This is a genomic window from Ochrobactrum sp. MYb379, from assembly GCF_037479515.1.
GTDB lineage: Bacteria > Pseudomonadota > Alphaproteobacteria > Rhizobiales > Rhizobiaceae > Brucella.
Window position 1 is genome coordinate 42392 of sequence record NZ_JBBGYW010000002.1, and the last position, 18338, is coordinate 60729.

An 18338-nucleotide genomic window follows, 5' to 3' on the forward strand; every position below is an offset into this window, starting at 1 on the left:
TTCAAGACTGATCGGACAGCATTTTGTAGAGCCAGCGTGACGGCAGCAGGCGTCGTGCCAGAATACCCAGTTTCGCCGGTCGCGTAACTGCGTAATGCGGACGCGGCTTTGGTGCGTCCAATGCATGCACAAGTACCGCGTAAACCGCTTCCGGGCCAAGCTTGTTTTTGGATTTCGTGCCACCACCTTCGAGCTTTGCCATCTGGCGCTGATAGAGTTCGCGATGCACCGAGTTTTCAAGGTCAATATTAGCCCGCGCATGCGCTGCTGCAGTATAGGTAAAGCGCGATGCAATTGGCCCCGGCTCGATCATCGACACCTCAATACCCGAACCTTCCAGTTCCATACGTTGCGCCATCATCAAGCCTTCAAGCGCGAATTTCGAAGCTACATAAGCGCCGCGCCATTTCATAGGCACAAGCCCGAGAATAGACGAACAATGCACAATCCGGCCCTGCCCCTGTGCGCGCATCGTGGGAATGATACGTCGTGTCAGATCATGCCAACCAAAGAAATTTGCCTCAAATTGCGCACGCAAAGCTTCAACCGGAAGATCTTCAATCGCCCCCGGTTGCGCATAGGCACCATTGTTAAAAAGCGCGTCCAGCTTGCCATCCGTTGCGCGCAAAACTGCATCAATCAGCGCTTCGATTGATTGCGGCTCGGTATAATCGAGATAAAACGCCTCAATGCCTTGGGCTTTGAGGGCTGCAATATCCTCGCCTTTTCGTGCAGTCGCAAACACGCGCCATCCAGCCTCATGCAAAGCTGTCGCGCAATAAGCACCGATACCAGAAGAACAGCCGGTTATGAGGATGCTGCGCTTTGCATTTTGTGAGACCATGGATCGGTTCCGCTCCTGTTTTGGCTCACAGTGCTTGATTCGTCCTAGTATGGCGAACCCGAAATTCGTTTCACCTTGAAGCAGCTCTCGAAGCAGATTTCGGGTTCGAAGCCATACGAGTAAACTTTTGAATCTAGTGTGGTTTACGGATTTGAAGTTCCTAAACGTGAATGCAACACAAATGATAGGAACTTCAAACCCACCACACTAAGTTTAAAACCGCTATCCCCTTGCAATATTGAATCTAATACTAGATTTAAACGCTTGGAATGAATGTCGGTCGACCGAAGGAAAAAATCTACGGATGCGAAAAGTTAAACGTTTTCTCCGTCAGGTCACTTACGACGTTTACTGGCATTTCAGCACTGACGACGGTTGGGCTTTTGCTTCGCACATCGCCCTTTCCGGGCTGATGGCACTATTTCCATTCCTGATTTTCGCAACAACACTCGCTGGTTTTCTTGGCACCAAGGAATTCGCTAATAATGCCGTGCATGTCATTTTTGATATGTGGCCTTCTAATATCGCAGGTCCGATCGCTAATGAAGTGATGAATGTTCTGACCGTTCAACGCAGCGGGCTTCTGACATTGAGTGTGATCGCGGCCGCCTATTTTGCCTCCAATGGGGTGGAAGCCTTGCGCATGTCGCTCAACCGCGCCTATCGCGTCAGTGACCAGCGCTCGATCATCTTCTGTCGCCTGCAAAGCCTTGGCTTCGTGCTGATTGGCACAATCAGTCTGATGGCCATCAGCTTTCTGCTGGTTCTGGCACCGCTTGCAGTGCGTCTTGCCGAACAATGGTTTCCCGATATCGCTCCCTTCACCGGCACAATCGCCATATGGCGCTATACGATTGCTGTGAGCGTTCTGGTGCTGGCACTTTTCATCGTGCATATCTGGCTGCCTGCCGGAAAACGCCGCATGAGCGACATTCTTCCCGGCATCGGCATCACGCTCGTTGCATGGCTTGCTGCCGCAACCGCTTTTGCAAAATATCTCGAAACATTTGCAAACTACGTCACCACCTATGCGGGCCTTGCCTCGATCATGGTGGCCATCGTGTTTCTTTATATGTTATCCGCGATCTTCATCATTGGCGCAGAAATCAACGCGGCGATCATGATTTTCCGCAAACGCGAACAACAGCCCGAACTTATCGACGCAAAGTAGTCAGCGCCACACCGAGCGTTGTCACAACCATGCCTGCGATCTGAATCGGCCCCAGCGTTTCACCAAAAATCAGATAGGCCATGATCGCGGCAGTCCCCGGAACCAGATAGAAAAGTGACGCAACCTTCGACATAGCGCCTTCGCGGATCATCACCAGAAGCGCCAGAATAGCGCCGATGGAAATTGCAAGCGTCAGCCAGACCAGCGCAAAAATAAGCTGTGGCGACCAGATCATGACGCGGGTTTCAAACGCAAAAGCGCATATCGCGGTCATTCCTGCTGCCGCGATATATTGCACCGCAGTCCCGGTCTTCAAATCCGCCGCCGTGCCGAAACGTTTTTGCCACACGGTGCCAGTGCTGATCGCCAGAACAGCCACAAAAGCCGCAAACAGGCTTTGCGGATCTACACCGCTATGCCCCGAAAACTTCGGCCAAACCACCATCGCAACACCAAGAAAACCAATCAGCAGCCCCAGCCATTGCCGCCCACTGGCGCGCTCTCCAAGAAGAAGTGCTGCAATCAAGGTGGTCAACATGGGTTGAAGACCAGCAACCAGCCCCGACATACCAGCTGGCAGACCGTGATGCACCGCCCAGAAAAGTGCTGAAAGATAACCACCATGGATGAGACAGCCAACAATGGCTGCATTGAGCAGCGTTTTGCCTCTTGGCCACACACTATGACTTGCCAAAGCCCACAGGATCATAATGGCTGCTGCAATCGAAAACCGTACCGCCATAAAGCTGAACGGCTCCGCATAAGGCATGGAAAGCCCTGCCCCGATAAAGCCAGTGGCCCAGAGCAACACGAACATAATCGGGAAAAAGCGGGTAGACATGATGCAGACGTTCCTGTTTGCTTCCCTCTAATCCCGTTCCATGCTTTGCGCTATCGCATAAATCTGATTGTTGCGATCAATTTGCCAAATGCCTCGCTTCTGCCTATGAAACGGCATGGATAATCAGAATGACACAATTCGCATTTTTGTTGATGCCGACGCCTGCCCGGTAAAGGCCGAAGTCTATCGCGTCGCCGAACGGCACAATCTGCCTGTTGTGCTGGTCGCCAATAGCTATATTGCCATTCCGCGCGATGCAGAGCGGGTTGAGCGCGTCATCGTTTCTGACAAGCTGGATGCAGCAGATGACTGGATCGCTGAAAACTCCCGCCCCGGCACCATTGTGATTACAGCGGATATTCCGCTCGTAAGCCGGTCGATAGAGATGGGCGCATCAGTTATCGGCCCCAATGGCAAAGTGCATACGGCAAGCACCATCGGCAACACACTTGCTACGCGCAATCTGATGGATTCGTTGCGTTCGGCAGGCGAAACGACGCGCGGACCAGCGCCGTTTTCGGCAAAAGACCGCTCGGCTTTTTTATCCGCACTCGAACTGGCAATTGTTCAGCTCAAGCGTGCTGGTTTCAAATCAGCTTGATCGTATTGAAGCGGTGGCAATGCCCGCGCCGATCAACATTGTCCCGCCAGCACGATTGAAAATACGCAAGGCACGTTCATTGGCAAAGAAACGACGGGCGCGCGTGGCAATCAGCGCATAAGCGAAGGCATTGAGAAATGCCAGAACAAGAAATGTACTCTCAAAAACCAGCATCTGTGTGAGAAAATCGCGATGCGGGCTTAAGAACTGCGGCAGGAAAGCCACGAAAAATGTGATACTTTTGGGGTTGAGCGCTGTCACCAGCCAAGCGTGCAACAACATTTTGACCGGCTTAACCTCATCGTGCCGCGCCTTGGCGTCCATTGTGCCACCGGCACGAAACAACTTTATACCCAACCAGATGAGATAGGCGGCACCAAGCCACTTAACCGCAGTAAAGACCGTCGCTGACGCGGCGAGAAGCGCACCGACACCCAGCATCGAAAGCGTCATAGCGGTAAAGTCACCGAGTGCCACGCCAATTGCCATAGGGAGCGCCGCTTTCCAGCCCTGCCCGAGCGCATAGGAAACGACAAGCAAAACCGTTGGCCCCGGAATAATCAAAAGCACAATGGATGCCGCAGAAAATGCCAGCCAGACTTCAATGCTCATGGGAAACTTCCTCTCTTAACAAGAGGAAGCCACTGAACCGAATGTTTGTCTATCTAAAGTTTCTGCGCAGCTTCAATCAACTTGATAGCGTCTGGGCCATCCCACGGTGCGGGACCATTCATCGATGCAATCTGGCAACCATCCTTATCGACCAGCAATGTCACAGGCAGGCCGAATGCGAGATTTTTGCGCTTTAATTCATTGAAGCTTGACATAGTAGCATCACGATTGAGGCTCAGGCTTTTGATACCAATCTCTTCGAGAAATTTCTTCGGCTTCTCGTCGGAGCCGGTATCAATATTGATGGCAACCACATCAAAATCACTGCCACCCTTTGCCGCCTGCAAATTATCAAGCTCCGGCATTTCTTCACGGCAAGGCGCGCACCATGTCGCCCAGAGGTTCACAAGCAGCGTCTTGCCCTTGTAATCGCCTAGCGTCATCTGCTTGCCGTCAGGTCCGGCGAAAGCGATATGCGCCACCGAAATCGGCTTTTCAGCTGCACGCATGGCAGCAACGCTTCCGGTTGCAGCTTGATCTAGGCTCTTCAGACTATCCGCTTTCAGTGCACATTGTGCAGAAGCTTCATCCGATTTCGCAGAAACATTGCTGGCTGTAGCATTGCCAGAAGGCCGTTCCATCACGTATACCGCGCCTATACCGGCAATGACACCGGCCAGAGCGGCAAGATAGACGATCCTGCGATTTCCTGACTTAGCCTTATCGTTGTCTTTTGCCATCTCGCGTCACTTCTTTCCTAGTCTTGCATTCGAGGCATACGAGCATGAGCGAACAAAAATCAAGCAATCAGATGTGGGGCGGCCGTTTTGCCTCAGGACCCGATGCGATCATGGAAGAGATCAATGCATCGATTGGCTTCGACCGCAAACTCTATGCGCAGGATATTCAGGGATCGCTCGCCCATGCAGCCATGCTTGCAAAGACTGGCATCATTGCGGCAGATGATCATAAAAAGATCGAAGACGGTCTGAAAACCATCCTGAAAGAAATCGAAGACGGCAAATTCACCTTCTCGCGCAAGCTCGAAGACATTCACATGAATATCGAAGCGCGTCTGGCCGACCTTATCGGCGCATCTGCTGGACGTCTGCACACGGCCCGTTCGCGTAATGATCAGGTGGCGGTTGATTTCCGCCTCTGGGTTAAGCGCGAAATGCAGAAAACTGCGGTCGCGCTAGAAGGCCTCATCAACGCGTTTCTTGAACGCGCCGAAGAGCATGCGGCAACCGTCATGCCGGGCTTCACGCATCTGCAAACAGCCCAGCCGGTCACTTTTGGTCATCATTGCATGGCCTATGTGGAAATGTTTGGCCGCGATCTTTCCCGCGTCCGCGATGCGATTGAACGCATGGACGAATCACCTCTCGGTGCCGCAGCACTTGCTGGAACCGGCTTCCCGATTGATCGTCATATGACAGCGGCAGCGCTTGGTTTCCGTGAGCCAACCCGCAATTCTCTGGATAGTGTTTCCGACCGCGACTACGCGCTGGAATTCCTGTCACTAGCCGCAATCTGTGCCGGTCATCTGTCACGTCTGGCTGAAGAAATCGTCATCTGGTCAACACCGCAGTTCAATTTCGTGCGCTTGTCTGATGCCTTCTCGACCGGCTCCTCGATTATGCCGCAGAAGAAGAACCCAGACGCTGCCGAACTTGTTCGCGCCAAGACCGGCCGCATCAATGGTTCACTCGTGGCACTGCTGACCATCATGAAGGGTCTGCCACTCGCCTATTCCAAGGATATGCAGGAAGACAAGGAACAGGTTTTCGACTCTGCCGAAAATCTCGAACTCGCAATCGCTGCCATGTCCGGCATGGTGCGTGACATGACCATCAATGTCGCCAGCATGAAAAAAGCTGCCGGTTCCGGCTATTCAACCGCAACCGATCTTGCTGACTGGCTGGTGCGTGAATTGGGTCTTCCTTTCCGTGATGCCCATCATGTGACTGGTCGCGCTGTGGCTCTTGCTGAAAGCAAGCAGGTCGATCTCGCAGCTCTCACACTTGAAGATCTTCAGTCGATTAACCCGGGCATTACGGATGCAATCTTTGGCTATCTGACCGTTGAGCAGTCGGTTGAAAGCCGTCAGTCATTCGGCGGCACCGCACCGCAGCAGGTGCGTAAGCAGATTGCTTACTGGAAAAATCGTATCGCAAAAGCGTAAGCTGACCATCCTGGTGAACTCACTCTTAAAGGAGTGATTTCACTTTCTGATATTTTGGGTTAGACCTGACCCATCGACAAATTCCGGGAACCAAAGCTGATGACAGGCCGCTCCGCCATTTCTTCCGTGCTTCTGATCGCAGCCCTTGCTGCCACTCTTGCCGCTTGCGGACGTAAAGGCCCACTTGAGCCACCGCCAGCGCAGCTCATCACCAATGAACAGGGTCGTACAGTCGAAAAACCGAAGGAAGACAAGCCCTTCATCCTCGACAAAATCTTGTAATTCCTCCCCCATTCGGATTGTTTCCCGTGAATCATTTTGAATATCGCGACGGCGTTCTTCATGCCGAAAATGTAAGCCTGCCCGAGATTGCAAAACAGGTTGGCACGCCGTTTTACGTCTATTCCCGCGCAACGATTGAGCGTCATTTCCGCGTTTTCAGCGAAGCTTTCGCCGACATGAATACGCTAGTGACCTATGCGCTCAAGGCCAATTCCAATCTGGCTGTACTCAAGACGCTTGCCAAACTTGGCGCAGGTGCTGACACGGTTTCAGAAGGCGAAATTCGCCGTGCGCTGGCCGCTGGTATTCCGGCAAACAAAATCGTATTTTCCGGCGTTGGCAAAACACCGCATGAAATGGATTTTGCGCTAGAAGCAGGCATTTACTGCTTTAACGTCGAATCCGAACCAGAGCTTGAAATCCTGTCAGCTCGTGCGGTTAAAGCCGGCAAGGTTGCGTCCGTCTCTCTGCGCATCAATCCTGATGTCGATGCGAAAACTCATGCCAAAATCTCGACCGGCAAGTCCGAGAACAAATTCGGCATTCCACGCGTAAAAGCCCGTCAGGCCTATGCGCGCGCGGCAAGTCTGCCCGGTCTCGACGTTGTCGGCATCGACATGCATATCGGCAGCCAGATCATCGATCTTGAGCCTTTTGACAATGCTTTTGCGTTGATGGCTCAGCTTGTGAAAGAATTGCAAGCCGATGGCCACAATATCCGTCACGTTGATGTCGGCGGAGGTTTGGGCATTCCTTATCGCACTGATAATAATCCGCCACCGCTGCCTGTCGCCTATGCTGAAATCGTTGCCAAGCACATCAAACCGCTGGGCCTCAAGACCGTCTTTGAGCCGGGTCGTCTGATCGTCGGCAATGCCGGATTGTTGGTAACGGAAGTGATTTTTGTCAAAGAAGGCGATGCGAAGAATTTTGTCATCGTCGATGCGGCGATGAACGATCTCATTCGGCCGACGCTTTATGAGGCGTTCCACGACATCAAGCCTGTTCTGGAAACCAAAGATAATGCGCCACGCATTCGGGCCGATTTTGTCGGCCCGGTCTGTGAAACGGGTGATTATCTGGGTGTTGACCGTGAAGTGGCAAAGCCCGCTCCCGGTGATCTGATCGCAGTTTGCACCACCGGCGCTTATGGCGCGGTTCTGTCCAGCACCTACAACAGTCGTCTTCTGATCCCGGAAGTGCTGGTAGACGGTGATCGTTATCATGTCATTCGTCCGCGCCGGACCTATGAAGAGCTTCTGGCACTCGATTCTGTACCGGAATGGCTATAATCGCATCCCGAAAAGTGTGAAGCGGTTTTCGGATAAGATGCGCATTGAAACAATGATTAGAGCGCCGATCTGATTTAATCAGATCGAAACGCGCTCTAATTGGGTCGAAAGCCTCGCCTTTGCCATGATGCGTGTTATTCTATGAAACAACCATAGGCGTTACACGCATCAGAAAGACCCGATGACACAACAGACAAAAGACAGCAAAGACTTGCCAATCCGCAAGCGCGATGCGTTTTTCCGCCTGTTTTCCGGCGAGGGTGCGGCCCTTCGGCGCCTGCGTCTGCAAAGTTTTCTGACAATCAGCTTTGAACGGGTATGGCCGCTCGTTTTGCCGCTGATTCTTTTGATTGCCCTTTTTGCAAGCCTAAGCTGGCTCGGACTTTTCGCGCTAATGCCGCGCTGGCTGCATCTTGGCGTGCTCGGGCTTTTTGGTCTTGCTGGAATTGTAGCGCTTTATCTGCCTTTCCGTTTCCGCCTGCCGGATGACGAAGCCATTACCGCTCGCATTGAAGACGTAAACGGACTGATTCACGAGCCATTGGCCGTCCAGACTGGCCAGATGGCGACAGGCGCCAACGATCCATTTGCCATTGCACTCTGGCAGGAACATCAGCGCCGCATGGCTGAGCGGTTGAAAAACCTGCAATCCGGCGTTCCACGTCCGCATATTCCTGAACGCGACCCCTATGCACTGCGCGCTGTCGTGGCCTTGCTGTTTGTGACCGCCGCCGCCTATAGCCTCAGCCCGAATAGCGGTCAGATTGCTGATGCGTTTAACATCCGCGCAGGCTCGGCAAGTGCCGTTGCGCGCATTGATGCCTGGGTAACGCCTCCATCTTATACCGGTCGTGCGCCGATATTCCTCAGCACGGCGCTGGATGATGCAAGTGCCGAAAAGCCAATAACAGTGCCACAAGGCAGCATCGTCAATATCCGTGTCATTGGCGGGAGTTCCGAAAGGCTAACCACAACGGATGCCACGGGCCATCGCGCAGAGATAAAACCCGTTGCACCCAAACAGGGCGAAGAAGAGCAGCAAACAAGCGTCGATGATAGCCGCAACTTCCGTTACGATTTGCAACAGGACCAGACGCTCAATCTTTCAGGCATAGATGCCCGCTGGTCATTTGCTGTCACGCCCGACAATCCGCCGACTATTCGTTTCAGCAAAGAGCCGGGCCATGCGCTAAACGGCACTTTGCAGCTCAGCTATGAAATTTCCGACGATTACGGCGCAGTCAAAGCCTATGGCGAGATCGTTCCGCTCGACATTGACCATGAAGACGAAGAAACGGCGCCACTCTATGACGCGCCGGACCTGCCGCTTGCGCTACCGCGTCGCGGAACCAAAGAAGCGACAACTTCCAAAGACCTGACCCAACATCCATGGGCTGGTCAGAAAGTGGCGCTGACGCTTGTTGCAACTGATGCAGCCGGAAAATTCGGACGCAGTGAGACGAAAATCATCACGCTTCCAGAACGTCCTTTTTCCAATCCGCTCGCGAAAGCCGTCGCCGAACAGCGCCGGATTCTCGCGCTTGATGCAACGCAGCGTGATCATGTGCGCGATATGCTTTCAGCACTGATGATCCGCCCGGAAGAGACGATCAAGGACAAAGCGCATTATCTGGGCCTCGTGACTATCCGTACGCGTCTGCGCCTGGCAACAGGCGATGATGCACTGCGCGATACAGCAGATTATATGTGGCAAGTGGCTCTGGGCATTGAAGACGGCAATCTTTCGGCAGCAGAGAAGCGTCTGCGTCAGGCGCAGGAAGCGCTGCGCAATGCCTTGCAAAATGGTGCCTCACAGGAAGAAATTGAAAAGCTGACTGCGGAACTGCGTGAAGCCATGCAGCAATTCCTGCGTGAATTTGCACAGCGTCAGCAGCAAAACCCGAATGCAAAAAACCAACCGATGGACCCGAATGCGCGCATGCTCACCGACAAGGATTTGCAGCGCATGATGGACCAGATTGAAAATCTGGCGCGTCAGGGGTCACGTGATCAGGCTGAGCAACTTCTTTCGCAGCTACAAGACCTGATGAACAATCTGCAGATGGGGCAACCGTCGCAGCCCGGTCAACAAGGGCAAGGTCAGGGCCAAGCCAATCAGATGCAACAGCAGATGAACAAGCTGGGAGATTTGATGCGCCGCCAACAGCAGATGATGAACGAGACTTTCAAGCTCGATCAGCAAATGCAGCAGCAACAATATGGCAGCGGCGAGTTCGGCGATGAAGATGTGTTGCCGGGTGATGATGGAACCATGGGGCAAGGCGAATCGCAGCAAGGCGGCCAGTCCGGTGAAACATCTTCGGAAATGGCTGAAGCTATGCGCAAGCTGCAACAACAGCAGCAAGCACTTCAACAAGAACTGAAGAAGTTCGGCGAAGACCTGAAAGGCATGGGTATAAATCCAAATAAGGATTTCTCCGACGCCGACAAATCCATGGGTAATGCCGGAGATGCTTTGGGTCGCAGTGAAGGTTCAGAAGCCGGAGACCAGCAAGGCAATGCGCTGGAGGCTCTGCGCCGCGGTGGCCGCGATATGATGCAGCAAATGCAGCAGGCCATGGGACAGCAGGGTGAAGGCCAGAACGGGCAACAAGGACAGAATGGCCGTGACCCGCTCGGGCGTCAGCAGGGCAGCAATGGCATGTCAAATGAGAATGGCGTCAAGATTCCGGGCGAAATTGATATTCAGCGCGCCCGCGAGATTCTCGATGAAATTCGTCGAAAGCTCGGCGACGCGCTGACGCCACAAATCGAAAAGGAATATCTCCAGCGACTGCTGCAATTCGACTGATCAAAGCGCGATCAGTCTTTCCGAAACGCACGCCACTAGCCGCGGGAGATTTTGGTTATAACGTGCCGAAAATGGTGGTTTTTGAGAACCGGCGCGCAGCGTACTTAAAGTACGTGAGCACCGGAAGCGCAGAAAAGCGCCATTTGCAGGCCGTTAGAGCCGAAATCTCTGGGTTAGTCCCGGACGTGACCGACGTAAGGTAGCTGCCGGAACGAGTGTGCGACGTCCATGCCATAGCCGACGACGAAATAGTCCGGGCATTCGAAAGCAACAAAATCTGCATCCAGATCAACCTTGCGCCGCACGCTCTTGTCGAGAAGAACGGCAATGCTGACGCTGCGCGCACCACGTTCGATCATCAGTTCACGCACAAATTTAAGCGTCTTGCCTGATTCGAGAATGTCATCGATCAGAAGAACGTCACGGTCTTTCACATCGCTGTCGATGTCGCGCAACAGACGCACTTCGGTGCTGGTCGTACCCTTGCCATAGCTTGAAACCGTGATGAACTCGACGTCCGGTTCAACACCCGCATCGTGCATGGCGCGAATAAGATCGGCTGCGAAGATAAATGAGCCTTTGAGGATCGAAATAGTCAGCAGATTGTGAAAATCGCGTCCTGCTATTTCTTTTGCCAGCGCGAGATTACGCGCAGCGATTTCCTCCGGGCTGAAAAGCACGTCGATGGTTTTTCCGCCAACCTGAGGCATCTGCTGCGTCTCCTGATTTATAAGCATAACTTCGCTCTGAAAGGCACGCTCTATAGCACGCTTTCAGAAAAATGCACCCTCTTGAAGAGCACGAGTTTGAGAACATCTAAAGTAAGCATAATCATTTGCCATTTCATTGGTTTGATGTAGCGTGCCTGCCATGCATCCGGACATTATCGAACTCCGCTCCTTTTATGAAACCACCCTTGGCCATCTCGCCGAGCGGTCCATTCGCATGGCGCTTGCGGCACTGTGGGGGCATGTTCCAGGTGAGCGACTTGTGGGGCTTGGATATAGCCTCCCCTATCTCGACCGTTTCAGCGCAGATACCGAACGAAGCTTCGCATTCATGCCTGCAGGACAGGGTGCCGTTGCATGGCCGTCATCGGGCAAATCAAGCACCGCTCTTGTCTTCGACGAAGAACTGCCGCTGCCTGATTCTTCGATTGATCGTGTGCTGATGGTTCATGCGCTCGAATATGCCGAAAACGCCTCAGAAACGCTGAAAGAAATGTGGCGTGTGCTGGCTCCCAATGGACGGCTCGTCATTGTGGTTCCGAACCGACGTGGTGTCTGGGCTCGTCTCGACCGCACGCCATTCGGCAGTGGCCGGCCCTATAGCCGCACACAGTTGACTGCCCTGCTGCGCGAAGCCAATTTCAGCGTCAACACAGTCAGCAATGCATTGCATTTTCCGCCCGTGAAACGTCGCTGGATGATGCGTCCTTGCATGGCAATTGAAGGTATTGGTCGCAAGCTCTGGCCACTGTTTTCCGGTGTTCTGGTCGTCGAAGCGCAGAAACGCCTTTATCAAGGCCTGCCTGTCGCACAACGCTCATCGCGTCGTGTCTTTGTGCCGGTTCTGGCCCCACAGGGAACACCAGTTAGCGGGTTGAGAAAAACCGCGTCAAAAGAACCCAAAAAATAGCGCTGCAACCTTTCACAGTAAGGTTTTTCTCGACTTGAACGCGGCAGAGGTTTATGCCCGCTACGCAACCTTAACATCAGTCCTTTTGGCGGAGCCAAAATCATGACCAATACGCAAGACCTTTCCCGTCCCCAGCCTAAAACCGGCCTGCTAGATATCGCAGCCTATGTACCAGGCAAGGAACACGTCGAAGGCGTTGCAAAGGTCTATAAGCTCTCCTCCAATGAGACGCCAATCGGCCCCAGCCCTCATGCAATCGAGGCCTATCGACATTTGGCTGATACGCTTGCGATTTATCCGGACGGTCAGGCGCAGGCATTGCGCGAGGCAATCGCTGAATCTCAGGGGCTTAACATCGGTAACATCATCTGCGGCAATGGCTCGGATGAATTGCTCGGCCTGATCTGTCAGACCTATCTGGCTCCGGGCGATGAAGCCATCATCACCGAACATGGTTTTGCGGTTTACAAAATCCAGACGCTTGGCGCTGGCGCAACGCCTGTGACGGTAAAGGAAAAGAACGAGCGCATCGACGTCGATGCAATTCTGGCCGGCGTAACACCACGCACAAAGATCGTTTTCATTGCCAATCCAGCCAATCCGACCGGCACCTATCTGCCGTTTGAGGAAGTGCGTCGTCTTCATGCAGGCTTGCCGAAGAACGTTCTGCTAGTGCTGGATGCTGCCTATGCAGAATATGTTCGTCGCAATGATTATGAGTCCGGTCTTGAACTGGTATCGTCGAACGAAAATGTCGTTATGACACGCACCTTCTCGAAGATTCATGGCCTGCCAGGTCTTCGCATTGGCTGGATGTATGCGCCATTGCACATCATCGATGCGGTCAATCGTATCCGTGGGCCTTTCAACATGAATTCGGCAGCAATTGCTGCCGGTGCTGCCGCGATCCGCGACCGCGCTCACGTTGTAAAGTCAGTCGAATATAATGAAAAATGGCTGTCGTGGCTCACAGACGAATTCACGAAGCTTGGCCTTCGCGTCACTCCATCGGTCACAAACTTCCTGTTGTTCCATTTCCCGGAAAATTCCGCACATTCGGCAGATAAGGCGGATGAGTGGCTCTGCAAGCATGGCTATATCCTGCGTCGTGTGGGCGGCTATGGCTTCCCCAATGCATTGCGTATGACGGTCGGCACGGAAGAGGCTAATCGCGGCGTTGTGGCAGCTCTGACCGAGTTTTTGAAGTAAGACGATGTCCACGATCCATTTCGAGAAAATCGCGCTCATTGGCATTGGTCTCATCGGCTCATCGCTGGCGCGTGTCGTTCGCCGTGAAGGCCTTGCCAATCATATCGCCATTGCAACACGCAGTGCCGAAACATTAAAGCGCGCCGAGGAACTCAACCTCGGCGACAGCTACTCAACCGATAGTGCTCTAGCCGTCAAAGATGCCGATCTCGTTATCGTTTCGGTTCCTGTCGGCTCGTCGGGCACAGTTGCCAGGCAGATTGCTGCACATCTGAAACCCGGAGCAATCGTTACCGATGTCGGCTCGACGAAAGCTTCGGTGATTGCACAAATGCAGCCGGAATTGCCTGAGAATGTGCATTTCATTCCCGGCCACCCGCTTGCAGGTACGGAATATTCCGGTCCGGATGCGGGTTTTGCCGAGCTGTTCAACAATCGCTGGTGCATTCTCACGCCACTGCCAGACACGGATCAGGCAGCGATAGACAAGCTTTCAGCCTTCTGGACAGCTTGCGGTTCACGCCTTGATCAGATGGACCCGCAGCATCATGATCTGGTGCTGGCGATCGTCTCGCATCTTCCGCATATCATCGCCTACAACATCGTCGGTACTGCCAGCGATCTTGAACAGGTGACAAAATCAGAAGTCATCAAATATTCGGCTTCAGGTTTCCGCGATTTCACACGTCTGGCTGCGTCCGACCCAACCATGTGGCGCGACGTCTGCCTGCATAACAAAGATGCGATCCTCGAGATGCTGGCGCGCTTCTCGGAGGATTTGGCGTCCTTGCAGCGCTCGATCCGTTGGGGCGATGGCGATGCACTGTTTGATCTATTCACCCGCACGCGAGCGGTACGGCGCAGCATCATCGATGCCGGGCAGGAAGTTGACGCACCGAACTTCGGGCGACAGGCGGCTTCCCAAACAAGCGACAAGAAATAAAAAAAGGGCAGTATGTGATACTGCCCTTTTCTTTATAGGTTGGGCAAACGCCCTAGTGGGATAAAGCCAGCGCTGGCTTTCCCCTTACGAATGGTAATATCAATAACAGGGTTGCCATTTTCGTCTTTCGGCATGGCGGAGAGAGCAAAAAGAGCGGTGGCTATATTGCCGCCCTGCTCTGGAAATACCGTCTGTCCGGCCTGCGCGAATGATTGCGAGTTGACCATGGTGACTTTCAGGTCAGCATCGATTTCACCTTGCTGGCCAACTGAAAAAGGCCCTGCAACCGTCAACATTGCGCCATTCGGCATTGACAGAAATGCTTGATTGATAACGCCACTATGACCGCGCATCCGTTCGTTAAATGGTGCAGAACTTGGAGCAAGGAAAGTCGCGGCATCAGCAACAGCTATATCGACCAGTCCATCAATTTCTGGGCTTTTGGCATTACCAATGACGTATGGTTCAAGCTTTAGACCGGCGAAACGACCGTTGATCTTGAGCTGACCTTCCTCATTGCTCATACGGAAATTCATCTGCTCTAGCTTGCTGATCTGCTCCGTGGTCGTGGTTTCGGTTCGCAACCCGACCATGACGTCACGTGCGGTTAGCTCAATCTCGGTTGGAAAAGGTCGTGCTAGACGCGTGTTGGAGGTAAATTTTTCCCAGTTGATTTCGAGCGGCTGCACACCCGGAAACTCGACAAAAGCTGGGCCTGTCAACTCATTGCTCAATGATCGTGGCGCATAGACGGGAGAACCAGACGTGAAGCGCCCGGCACGCAGCGCCATTCCCTCAGAAGGCTTCTGCCATGAGATACTGGCACAAACCACATTCACGCGAAGCGGATAACCGCCCATATGGAGGTTTTCACACTGAACACCAACGCCCTGCGATGCCAGCTTGGCTATGTCAGCCTTAGCGCGTACTTCGATCTTATCGGCAGCATAAAACCAGCCAGCCGTATAGGCGGCTATCAGCACAAGAACGATAATCGCAATTGTGATCGGACGCTTTCTGGATTTTTTGGTTCCAATACCAGCATGCGCCATAGAAAAAGCCTTTGTTTATTAAGCTGCTTTATCAGCCGGGCAACGCATAAGTGACTCTGCCCATTTAAAAACACGAGATAATCTGCTGTCTTCAACACGTGGCTATATTATGGCAAGATTGAGTCTTGTGAAGTTGCGCCAATTAAAAAATACGGGATATCTTGGGACCGCAGATAAAAAGCTGCCATATTCGCAATTATAGATATTAGATTATGGAAATGCGCGCAAATAACAGTCCATTGAATGACTTCTGGGTATTCGGATACGGTTCGCTGATGTGGAAACCGGGCTTCGCTCATGTGGAGACCGTGCGCGCACGTCTGCATGGCTATCGCCGCAGCCTTTGCATCTATTCGCATGTTCATCGTGGCACCCCCGACCATCCCGGCCTTGTATTGGGACTGGATGCCGGTGGATCATGCCTTGGAATTGCCTTCCGCGTTCCGGGCGATATGACCGATGAAGTGATGGTCTATTTGCGTGAGCGAGAAATGTCGCATCAGGTTTATCATGAAAAGCGACTGCGTCTGCGTTTGGCAGATGGTCGCGACGTTGAAGCCGTGACTTACGTGGCAGACCGCCGCCATGAGCAATATGCGGGGTCGCTTAAGCCTGAAGATGCTGCTGCAATTGTAGCTTCTGCACATGGCGAATCTGGCGCAAATGTCGATTACGTTGCCAACACACTCGAACATCTGCACAATATGCGGGTTCGTGATCATACGCTTGAGCATGTGACGGACCTCGTGCGTAAAAACATCGAACTCAATCGACACTCATTATAAATTTCTTCGCTAATGCAATTTTCCTCGCGGCCCAAACATCGCCAGCGCGTTAAAAATTCTAATTACGCGATGCCCCAACCCTTGTTCTTGCCCGATGCAACCGCTACATCTCGGCAAGTTCTCAAGGAGAAGTTTTTATGATCGCATTGTTCCGCACCATTGATCTGGCGCTCGATATCTATACGTGGATCATCATCGCAAGTGCCATTTTCTCATGGCTCTATGCGTTCAACGTCGTCAATTCTTCCAACCGCTTCGTGGCTTCAATCGGTGAATTTCTTTACAAGGTTACAGAGCCGGTTCTGCGCCCAATCCGCAATATTTTGCCCAATCTTGGCGGCATCGATCTTTCGCCGATCGTCCTGCTGCTGATTATCTTCTTCATCCGTCAGTTCATGTGGACGACGCTGCTTCCAGCACTTTTGTAAGAAGAAAAAGCAACACGACAAACAAAAACGCCCGGATTTTCATCCGGGCATTTTTTTAAACCATATAAGATCGATTACTTGTTCTTAGCGCGTTCAATCGCTTCAACGATGAACTTGCGCGCGTAATCTTCATCACCCCAGTCGCCGATCTTAACCCACTTACCTGGTTCCAGATCTTTGTAGTGCTCAAAGAAATGCGCAATCTGCTTGAGTGTGATTTCCGGAAGATCGGAATAATCATGCACTTTTTCATAGCGCTGAGTCAGCTTAGGCGAAGGAACTGCAATGATCTTCTCGTCCTTACCGGAATTGTCTTCCATGACCAGAACGCCGATTGGACGGCAGTTAATCACGCAACCCGGGATCAGCGGACGGGTATTGCACACCAGAACGTCAATTGGATCGCCATCTTCTGAAAGCGTATGCGGAACAAAGCCGTAATTGCCCGGATAGGTCATCGGCGTATAAAGAAAGCGGTCCACAATCAGGGCACCAGCTTCTTTGTCCATCTCGTACTTGATCGGCTGTCCGCCAACTGGCACTTCGATAATTACGTTGATGTCTTCTGGAGGATTGTTACCAATCGAGATAGCATCAATATTCATGATGGGTCCTTTCGTATCGCGCTCTGATAACGGGTTTCATGTTTGCGTGCAAGAAAAACGAAGTTTCAACAAAACGTGACGAATTGTCGTTCCCTCTGACGTAACAAAGCGCATTCGAGTTATTGGGAGGTTTCGGTTATTTCACTGAGTTCCTTCAACCGTTGCACGGCTGTCGGTGGCATTGGGGGTGCATTCACATCACGACTTGCTGCAACGAGCAGTTCATCACAAGCCGTCTCTGTCGTTTCGATCAAACGACGCAAAAACTCTTCTTTCTCAAGTCCTGCTGGAATAAGCGGCAAAACCCTGCAACGAATTGTGCCGGGAAAACGAAAGAACTTGCGTCGCGGCCAGTAAAGCCCGGCATTGTGTGCAATCGGTAAAACTGGAAGTTTGAGCGCATCATAAAGATGCACGATACCATATTTGTACTCCGGCGGCGCTCCCGGTGAACGACGTGTTCCTTCAGGATAAATCAGAATCTGGCGTCCTTCAGAAATCGCCTTCTGCGCACCAACTGTGATCGAATGCAGTGCCTTCACGCGCGATCCACGGTCAACCGGGATCATTTCCATTTTCGCGACATACCAGCCAAACAGAGGTATCCGCATCAACTCACGTTTGAGGATCAGAACCGGATCATCCAGCTGCGGCAGGAATGCATAAGTGTCCCATGCCGACTGATGCTTTGGCGCGACGATATAAGCGCCTTCAGGAATATTTTCGAGGCCTTCAATCACGTAGTCGGTGCCTGCAATATATTTTTGCAGCCACAAATTAACGCGCGCCCATGTTTTCGGCACGATCCATGCCTTTTTGCGCGGAAGCAAAAAGTAAAACGGTGTGTAAAGGACCATCTGCACAAATGTGCCGATGTAGAAGGCGAGATTAAACAAAATGGAGCGCAGATAGAGAAGCATCGTATCGGCGATAACCTTGGTTATGCCCATCGCTCCACATTTCAGCGTGTGAACCGATCAAGCAAAGAAACGGAGAGCTTTTCCGAGAAAGCAGCGGCACTCGATATATCAGGAAGCA

The 18338-nt window shown here is 52.5% G+C and carries 19 protein-coding genes; 11 read left to right on the forward strand and 8 right to left on the reverse strand.

What is annotated here, in order from left to right; all coding sequences use genetic code 11:
* Position 1: 1 nt before the first annotated feature.
* Complete coding sequence (locus tag WH356_RS04290) at positions 2-844, reverse strand: SDR family oxidoreductase (protein WP_339508971.1); 843 nt, start codon at positions 842-844, stop codon at positions 2-4.
* A gap of 304 nt (positions 845-1148) precedes the next feature.
* On the opposite strand from WH356_RS04290, the gene WH356_RS04295 reads away from it, so the two are divergent.
* A complete protein-coding gene (locus WH356_RS04295; protein ID WP_339508972.1) occupies positions 1149-2015 on the forward strand; it encodes a YihY/virulence factor BrkB family protein in 867 nt (288 codons plus the stop codon).
* On the opposite strand, the gene WH356_RS04300 is transcribed toward WH356_RS04295, so the two are convergent.
* Positions 1999-2856, reverse strand: a complete 858-nt coding sequence (locus WH356_RS04300) for a DMT family transporter (protein WP_339508973.1) — start codon at positions 2854-2856, stop codon at positions 1999-2001. The two genes, WH356_RS04295 and WH356_RS04300, sit on opposite strands and share 17 nt — an antisense overlap.
* A gap of 115 nt (positions 2857-2971) precedes the next feature.
* Here WH356_RS04300 and WH356_RS04305 point away from each other — a divergent pair, with 115 nt between their 5' ends.
* A complete protein-coding gene (locus WH356_RS04305) occupies positions 2972-3457 on the forward strand; it encodes a YaiI/YqxD family protein (protein WP_339508974.1) in 486 nt (161 codons plus the stop codon).
* Here the strand turns inward: WH356_RS04305 and WH356_RS04310 are convergent.
* On the reverse strand, positions 3449-4069 hold the full coding sequence (locus tag WH356_RS04310; protein ID WP_339508975.1) for a LysE family translocator: 621 nt from the start codon (positions 4067-4069) through the stop codon (positions 3449-3451). The two genes, WH356_RS04305 and WH356_RS04310, sit on opposite strands and share 9 nt — an antisense overlap.
* 53 nt (positions 4070-4122) lie before the next feature.
* Entirely contained in the window at positions 4123-4809 is a 687-nt protein-coding gene (gene tlpA, locus WH356_RS04315; protein WP_339508976.1) for a thiol:disulfide interchange protein TlpA, read from the reverse strand.
* A gap of 44 nt (positions 4810-4853) precedes the next feature.
* Here tlpA and argH point away from each other — a divergent pair, with 44 nt between their 5' ends.
* The 4 genes from argH to WH356_RS04335 all read left to right on the forward strand — a co-directional run bounded on the left by argH (position 4854) and on the right by WH356_RS04335 (position 10640).
* A complete protein-coding gene (gene argH / locus WH356_RS04320) occupies positions 4854-6254 on the forward strand; it encodes an argininosuccinate lyase (protein ID WP_339508977.1) in 1401 nt (466 codons plus the stop codon).
* A gap of 99 nt (positions 6255-6353) precedes the next feature.
* Entirely contained in the window at positions 6354-6536 is a 183-nt protein-coding gene (lptM, locus tag WH356_RS04325; protein WP_007872064.1) for an LPS translocon maturation chaperone LptM, read from the forward strand.
* A gap of 26 nt (positions 6537-6562) precedes the next feature.
* A complete protein-coding gene (gene lysA, locus WH356_RS04330) occupies positions 6563-7828 on the forward strand; it encodes a diaminopimelate decarboxylase (protein WP_339508978.1) in 1266 nt (421 codons plus the stop codon).
* Positions 7829-8009: 181 nt separating this feature from the next.
* Positions 8010-10640 carry a TIGR02302 family protein gene (locus WH356_RS04335; protein ID WP_339508979.1) on the forward strand — a complete coding sequence of 877 codons (2631 nt, stop codon included), beginning with the start codon at positions 8010-8012 and terminating at the stop codon, positions 10638-10640.
* Positions 10641-10813: 173 nt separating this feature from the next.
* Here WH356_RS04335 and hpt read toward each other — a convergent pair whose 3' ends face one another.
* Positions 10814-11350: a hypoxanthine phosphoribosyltransferase gene (gene hpt / locus WH356_RS04340; protein ID WP_310013294.1), complete on the reverse strand. Its 537-nt coding sequence runs from the start codon at positions 11348-11350 to the stop codon at positions 10814-10816.
* 160 nt (positions 11351-11510) lie between these two features.
* Here hpt and WH356_RS04345 point away from each other — a divergent pair, with 160 nt between their 5' ends.
* From WH356_RS04345 to WH356_RS04355, 3 genes are all read left to right on the forward strand, one after another.
* Positions 11511-12278 carry a class I SAM-dependent methyltransferase gene (locus tag WH356_RS04345; protein ID WP_339508980.1) on the forward strand — a complete coding sequence of 256 codons (768 nt, stop codon included), beginning with the start codon at positions 11511-11513 and terminating at the stop codon, positions 12276-12278.
* A 102-nt stretch (positions 12279-12380) separates the two neighbouring features.
* Positions 12381-13487, forward strand: a complete 1107-nt coding sequence (gene hisC, locus WH356_RS04350) for a histidinol-phosphate transaminase (RefSeq protein ID WP_339508981.1) — start codon at positions 12381-12383, stop codon at positions 13485-13487.
* Positions 13488-13491: 4 nt separating this feature from the next.
* The gene (locus WH356_RS04355; protein WP_339508982.1) at positions 13492-14430 is read left to right on the forward strand and encodes a prephenate/arogenate dehydrogenase family protein; all 939 of its coding nucleotides are present in this window, start codon (positions 13492-13494) and stop codon (positions 14428-14430) included.
* A gap of 32 nt (positions 14431-14462) precedes the next feature.
* Here WH356_RS04355 and WH356_RS04360 read toward each other — a convergent pair whose 3' ends face one another.
* Positions 14463-15482 (reverse strand): DUF2125 domain-containing protein, encoded by a 1020-nt coding sequence (locus WH356_RS04360; RefSeq protein WP_339508983.1) that lies wholly within the window; start codon positions 15480-15482, stop codon positions 14463-14465.
* Between the two features lie 218 nt (positions 15483-15700).
* Here WH356_RS04360 and WH356_RS04365 point away from each other — a divergent pair, with 218 nt between their 5' ends.
* Together WH356_RS04365 and WH356_RS04370 are read left to right on the forward strand one after the other, a co-directional pair.
* Positions 15701-16267: a gamma-glutamylcyclotransferase gene (locus WH356_RS04365; protein ID WP_339509500.1), complete on the forward strand. Its 567-nt coding sequence runs from the start codon at positions 15701-15703 to the stop codon at positions 16265-16267.
* A gap of 137 nt (positions 16268-16404) precedes the next feature.
* A complete protein-coding gene (locus WH356_RS04370) occupies positions 16405-16695 on the forward strand; it encodes a YggT family protein (protein WP_250041585.1) in 291 nt (96 codons plus the stop codon).
* Between the two features lie 74 nt (positions 16696-16769).
* Here WH356_RS04370 and ppa read toward each other — a convergent pair whose 3' ends face one another.
* Together ppa and WH356_RS04380 are read right to left on the reverse strand one after the other, a co-directional pair.
* Positions 16770-17300: an inorganic diphosphatase gene (ppa, locus tag WH356_RS04375; RefSeq protein WP_339508984.1), complete on the reverse strand. Its 531-nt coding sequence runs from the start codon at positions 17298-17300 to the stop codon at positions 16770-16772.
* Positions 17301-17419: 119 nt separating this feature from the next.
* Positions 17420-18220 (reverse strand): lysophospholipid acyltransferase family protein, encoded by an 801-nt coding sequence (locus WH356_RS04380; protein WP_339509501.1) that lies wholly within the window; start codon positions 18218-18220, stop codon positions 17420-17422.
* Positions 18221-18338: the final 118 nt, after the last annotated feature.

Excerpts from the sequence above, each read along its gene's own strand:
- WH356_RS04290 (WP_339508971.1), bottom strand. The coding sequence starts at position 844 with ATGGTCTCACAAAATGCAAAGCGCAGCATCCTCATAACCGGCTGTTCT.
- WH356_RS04295 (WP_339508972.1), top strand. The coding sequence starts at position 1,149 with ATGCGAAAAGTTAAACGTTTTCTCCGTCAGGTCACTTACGACGTTTAC.
- WH356_RS04300 (WP_339508973.1), bottom strand. The coding sequence starts at position 2,856 with ATGTCTACCCGCTTTTTCCCGATTATGTTCGTGTTGCTCTGGGCCACT.
- WH356_RS04305 (WP_339508974.1), top strand. The coding sequence starts at position 2,972 with ATGGATAATCAGAATGACACAATTCGCATTTTTGTTGATGCCGACGCC.
- WH356_RS04310 (WP_339508975.1), bottom strand. The coding sequence starts at position 4,069 with ATGAGCATTGAAGTCTGGCTGGCATTTTCTGCGGCATCCATTGTGCTT.
- tlpA (WP_339508976.1), bottom strand. The coding sequence starts at position 4,809 with ATGGCAAAAGACAACGATAAGGCTAAGTCAGGAAATCGCAGGATCGTC.
- argH (WP_339508977.1), top strand. The coding sequence starts at position 4,854 with ATGAGCGAACAAAAATCAAGCAATCAGATGTGGGGCGGCCGTTTTGCC.
- lptM (WP_007872064.1), top strand. The coding sequence starts at position 6,354 with ATGACAGGCCGCTCCGCCATTTCTTCCGTGCTTCTGATCGCAGCCCTT.
- WH356_RS04335 (WP_339508979.1), top strand. The coding sequence starts at position 8,010 with ATGACACAACAGACAAAAGACAGCAAAGACTTGCCAATCCGCAAGCGC.
- hpt (WP_310013294.1), bottom strand. The coding sequence starts at position 11,350 with ATGCCTCAGGTTGGCGGAAAAACCATCGACGTGCTTTTCAGCCCGGAG.
- WH356_RS04345 (WP_339508980.1), top strand. The coding sequence starts at position 11,511 with ATGCATCCGGACATTATCGAACTCCGCTCCTTTTATGAAACCACCCTT.
- hisC (WP_339508981.1), top strand. The coding sequence starts at position 12,381 with ATGACCAATACGCAAGACCTTTCCCGTCCCCAGCCTAAAACCGGCCTG.
- WH356_RS04355 (WP_339508982.1), top strand. The coding sequence starts at position 13,492 with ATGTCCACGATCCATTTCGAGAAAATCGCGCTCATTGGCATTGGTCTC.
- WH356_RS04360 (WP_339508983.1), bottom strand. The coding sequence starts at position 15,482 with ATGGCGCATGCTGGTATTGGAACCAAAAAATCCAGAAAGCGTCCGATC.
- WH356_RS04365 (WP_339509500.1), top strand. The coding sequence starts at position 15,701 with ATGCGCGCAAATAACAGTCCATTGAATGACTTCTGGGTATTCGGATAC.
- WH356_RS04370 (WP_250041585.1), top strand. The coding sequence starts at position 16,405 with ATGATCGCATTGTTCCGCACCATTGATCTGGCGCTCGATATCTATACG.
- ppa (WP_339508984.1), bottom strand. The coding sequence starts at position 17,300 with ATGAATATTGATGCTATCTCGATTGGTAACAATCCTCCAGAAGACATC.
- WH356_RS04380 (WP_339509501.1), bottom strand. The coding sequence starts at position 18,220 with ATGCTTCTCTATCTGCGCTCCATTTTGTTTAATCTCGCCTTCTACATC.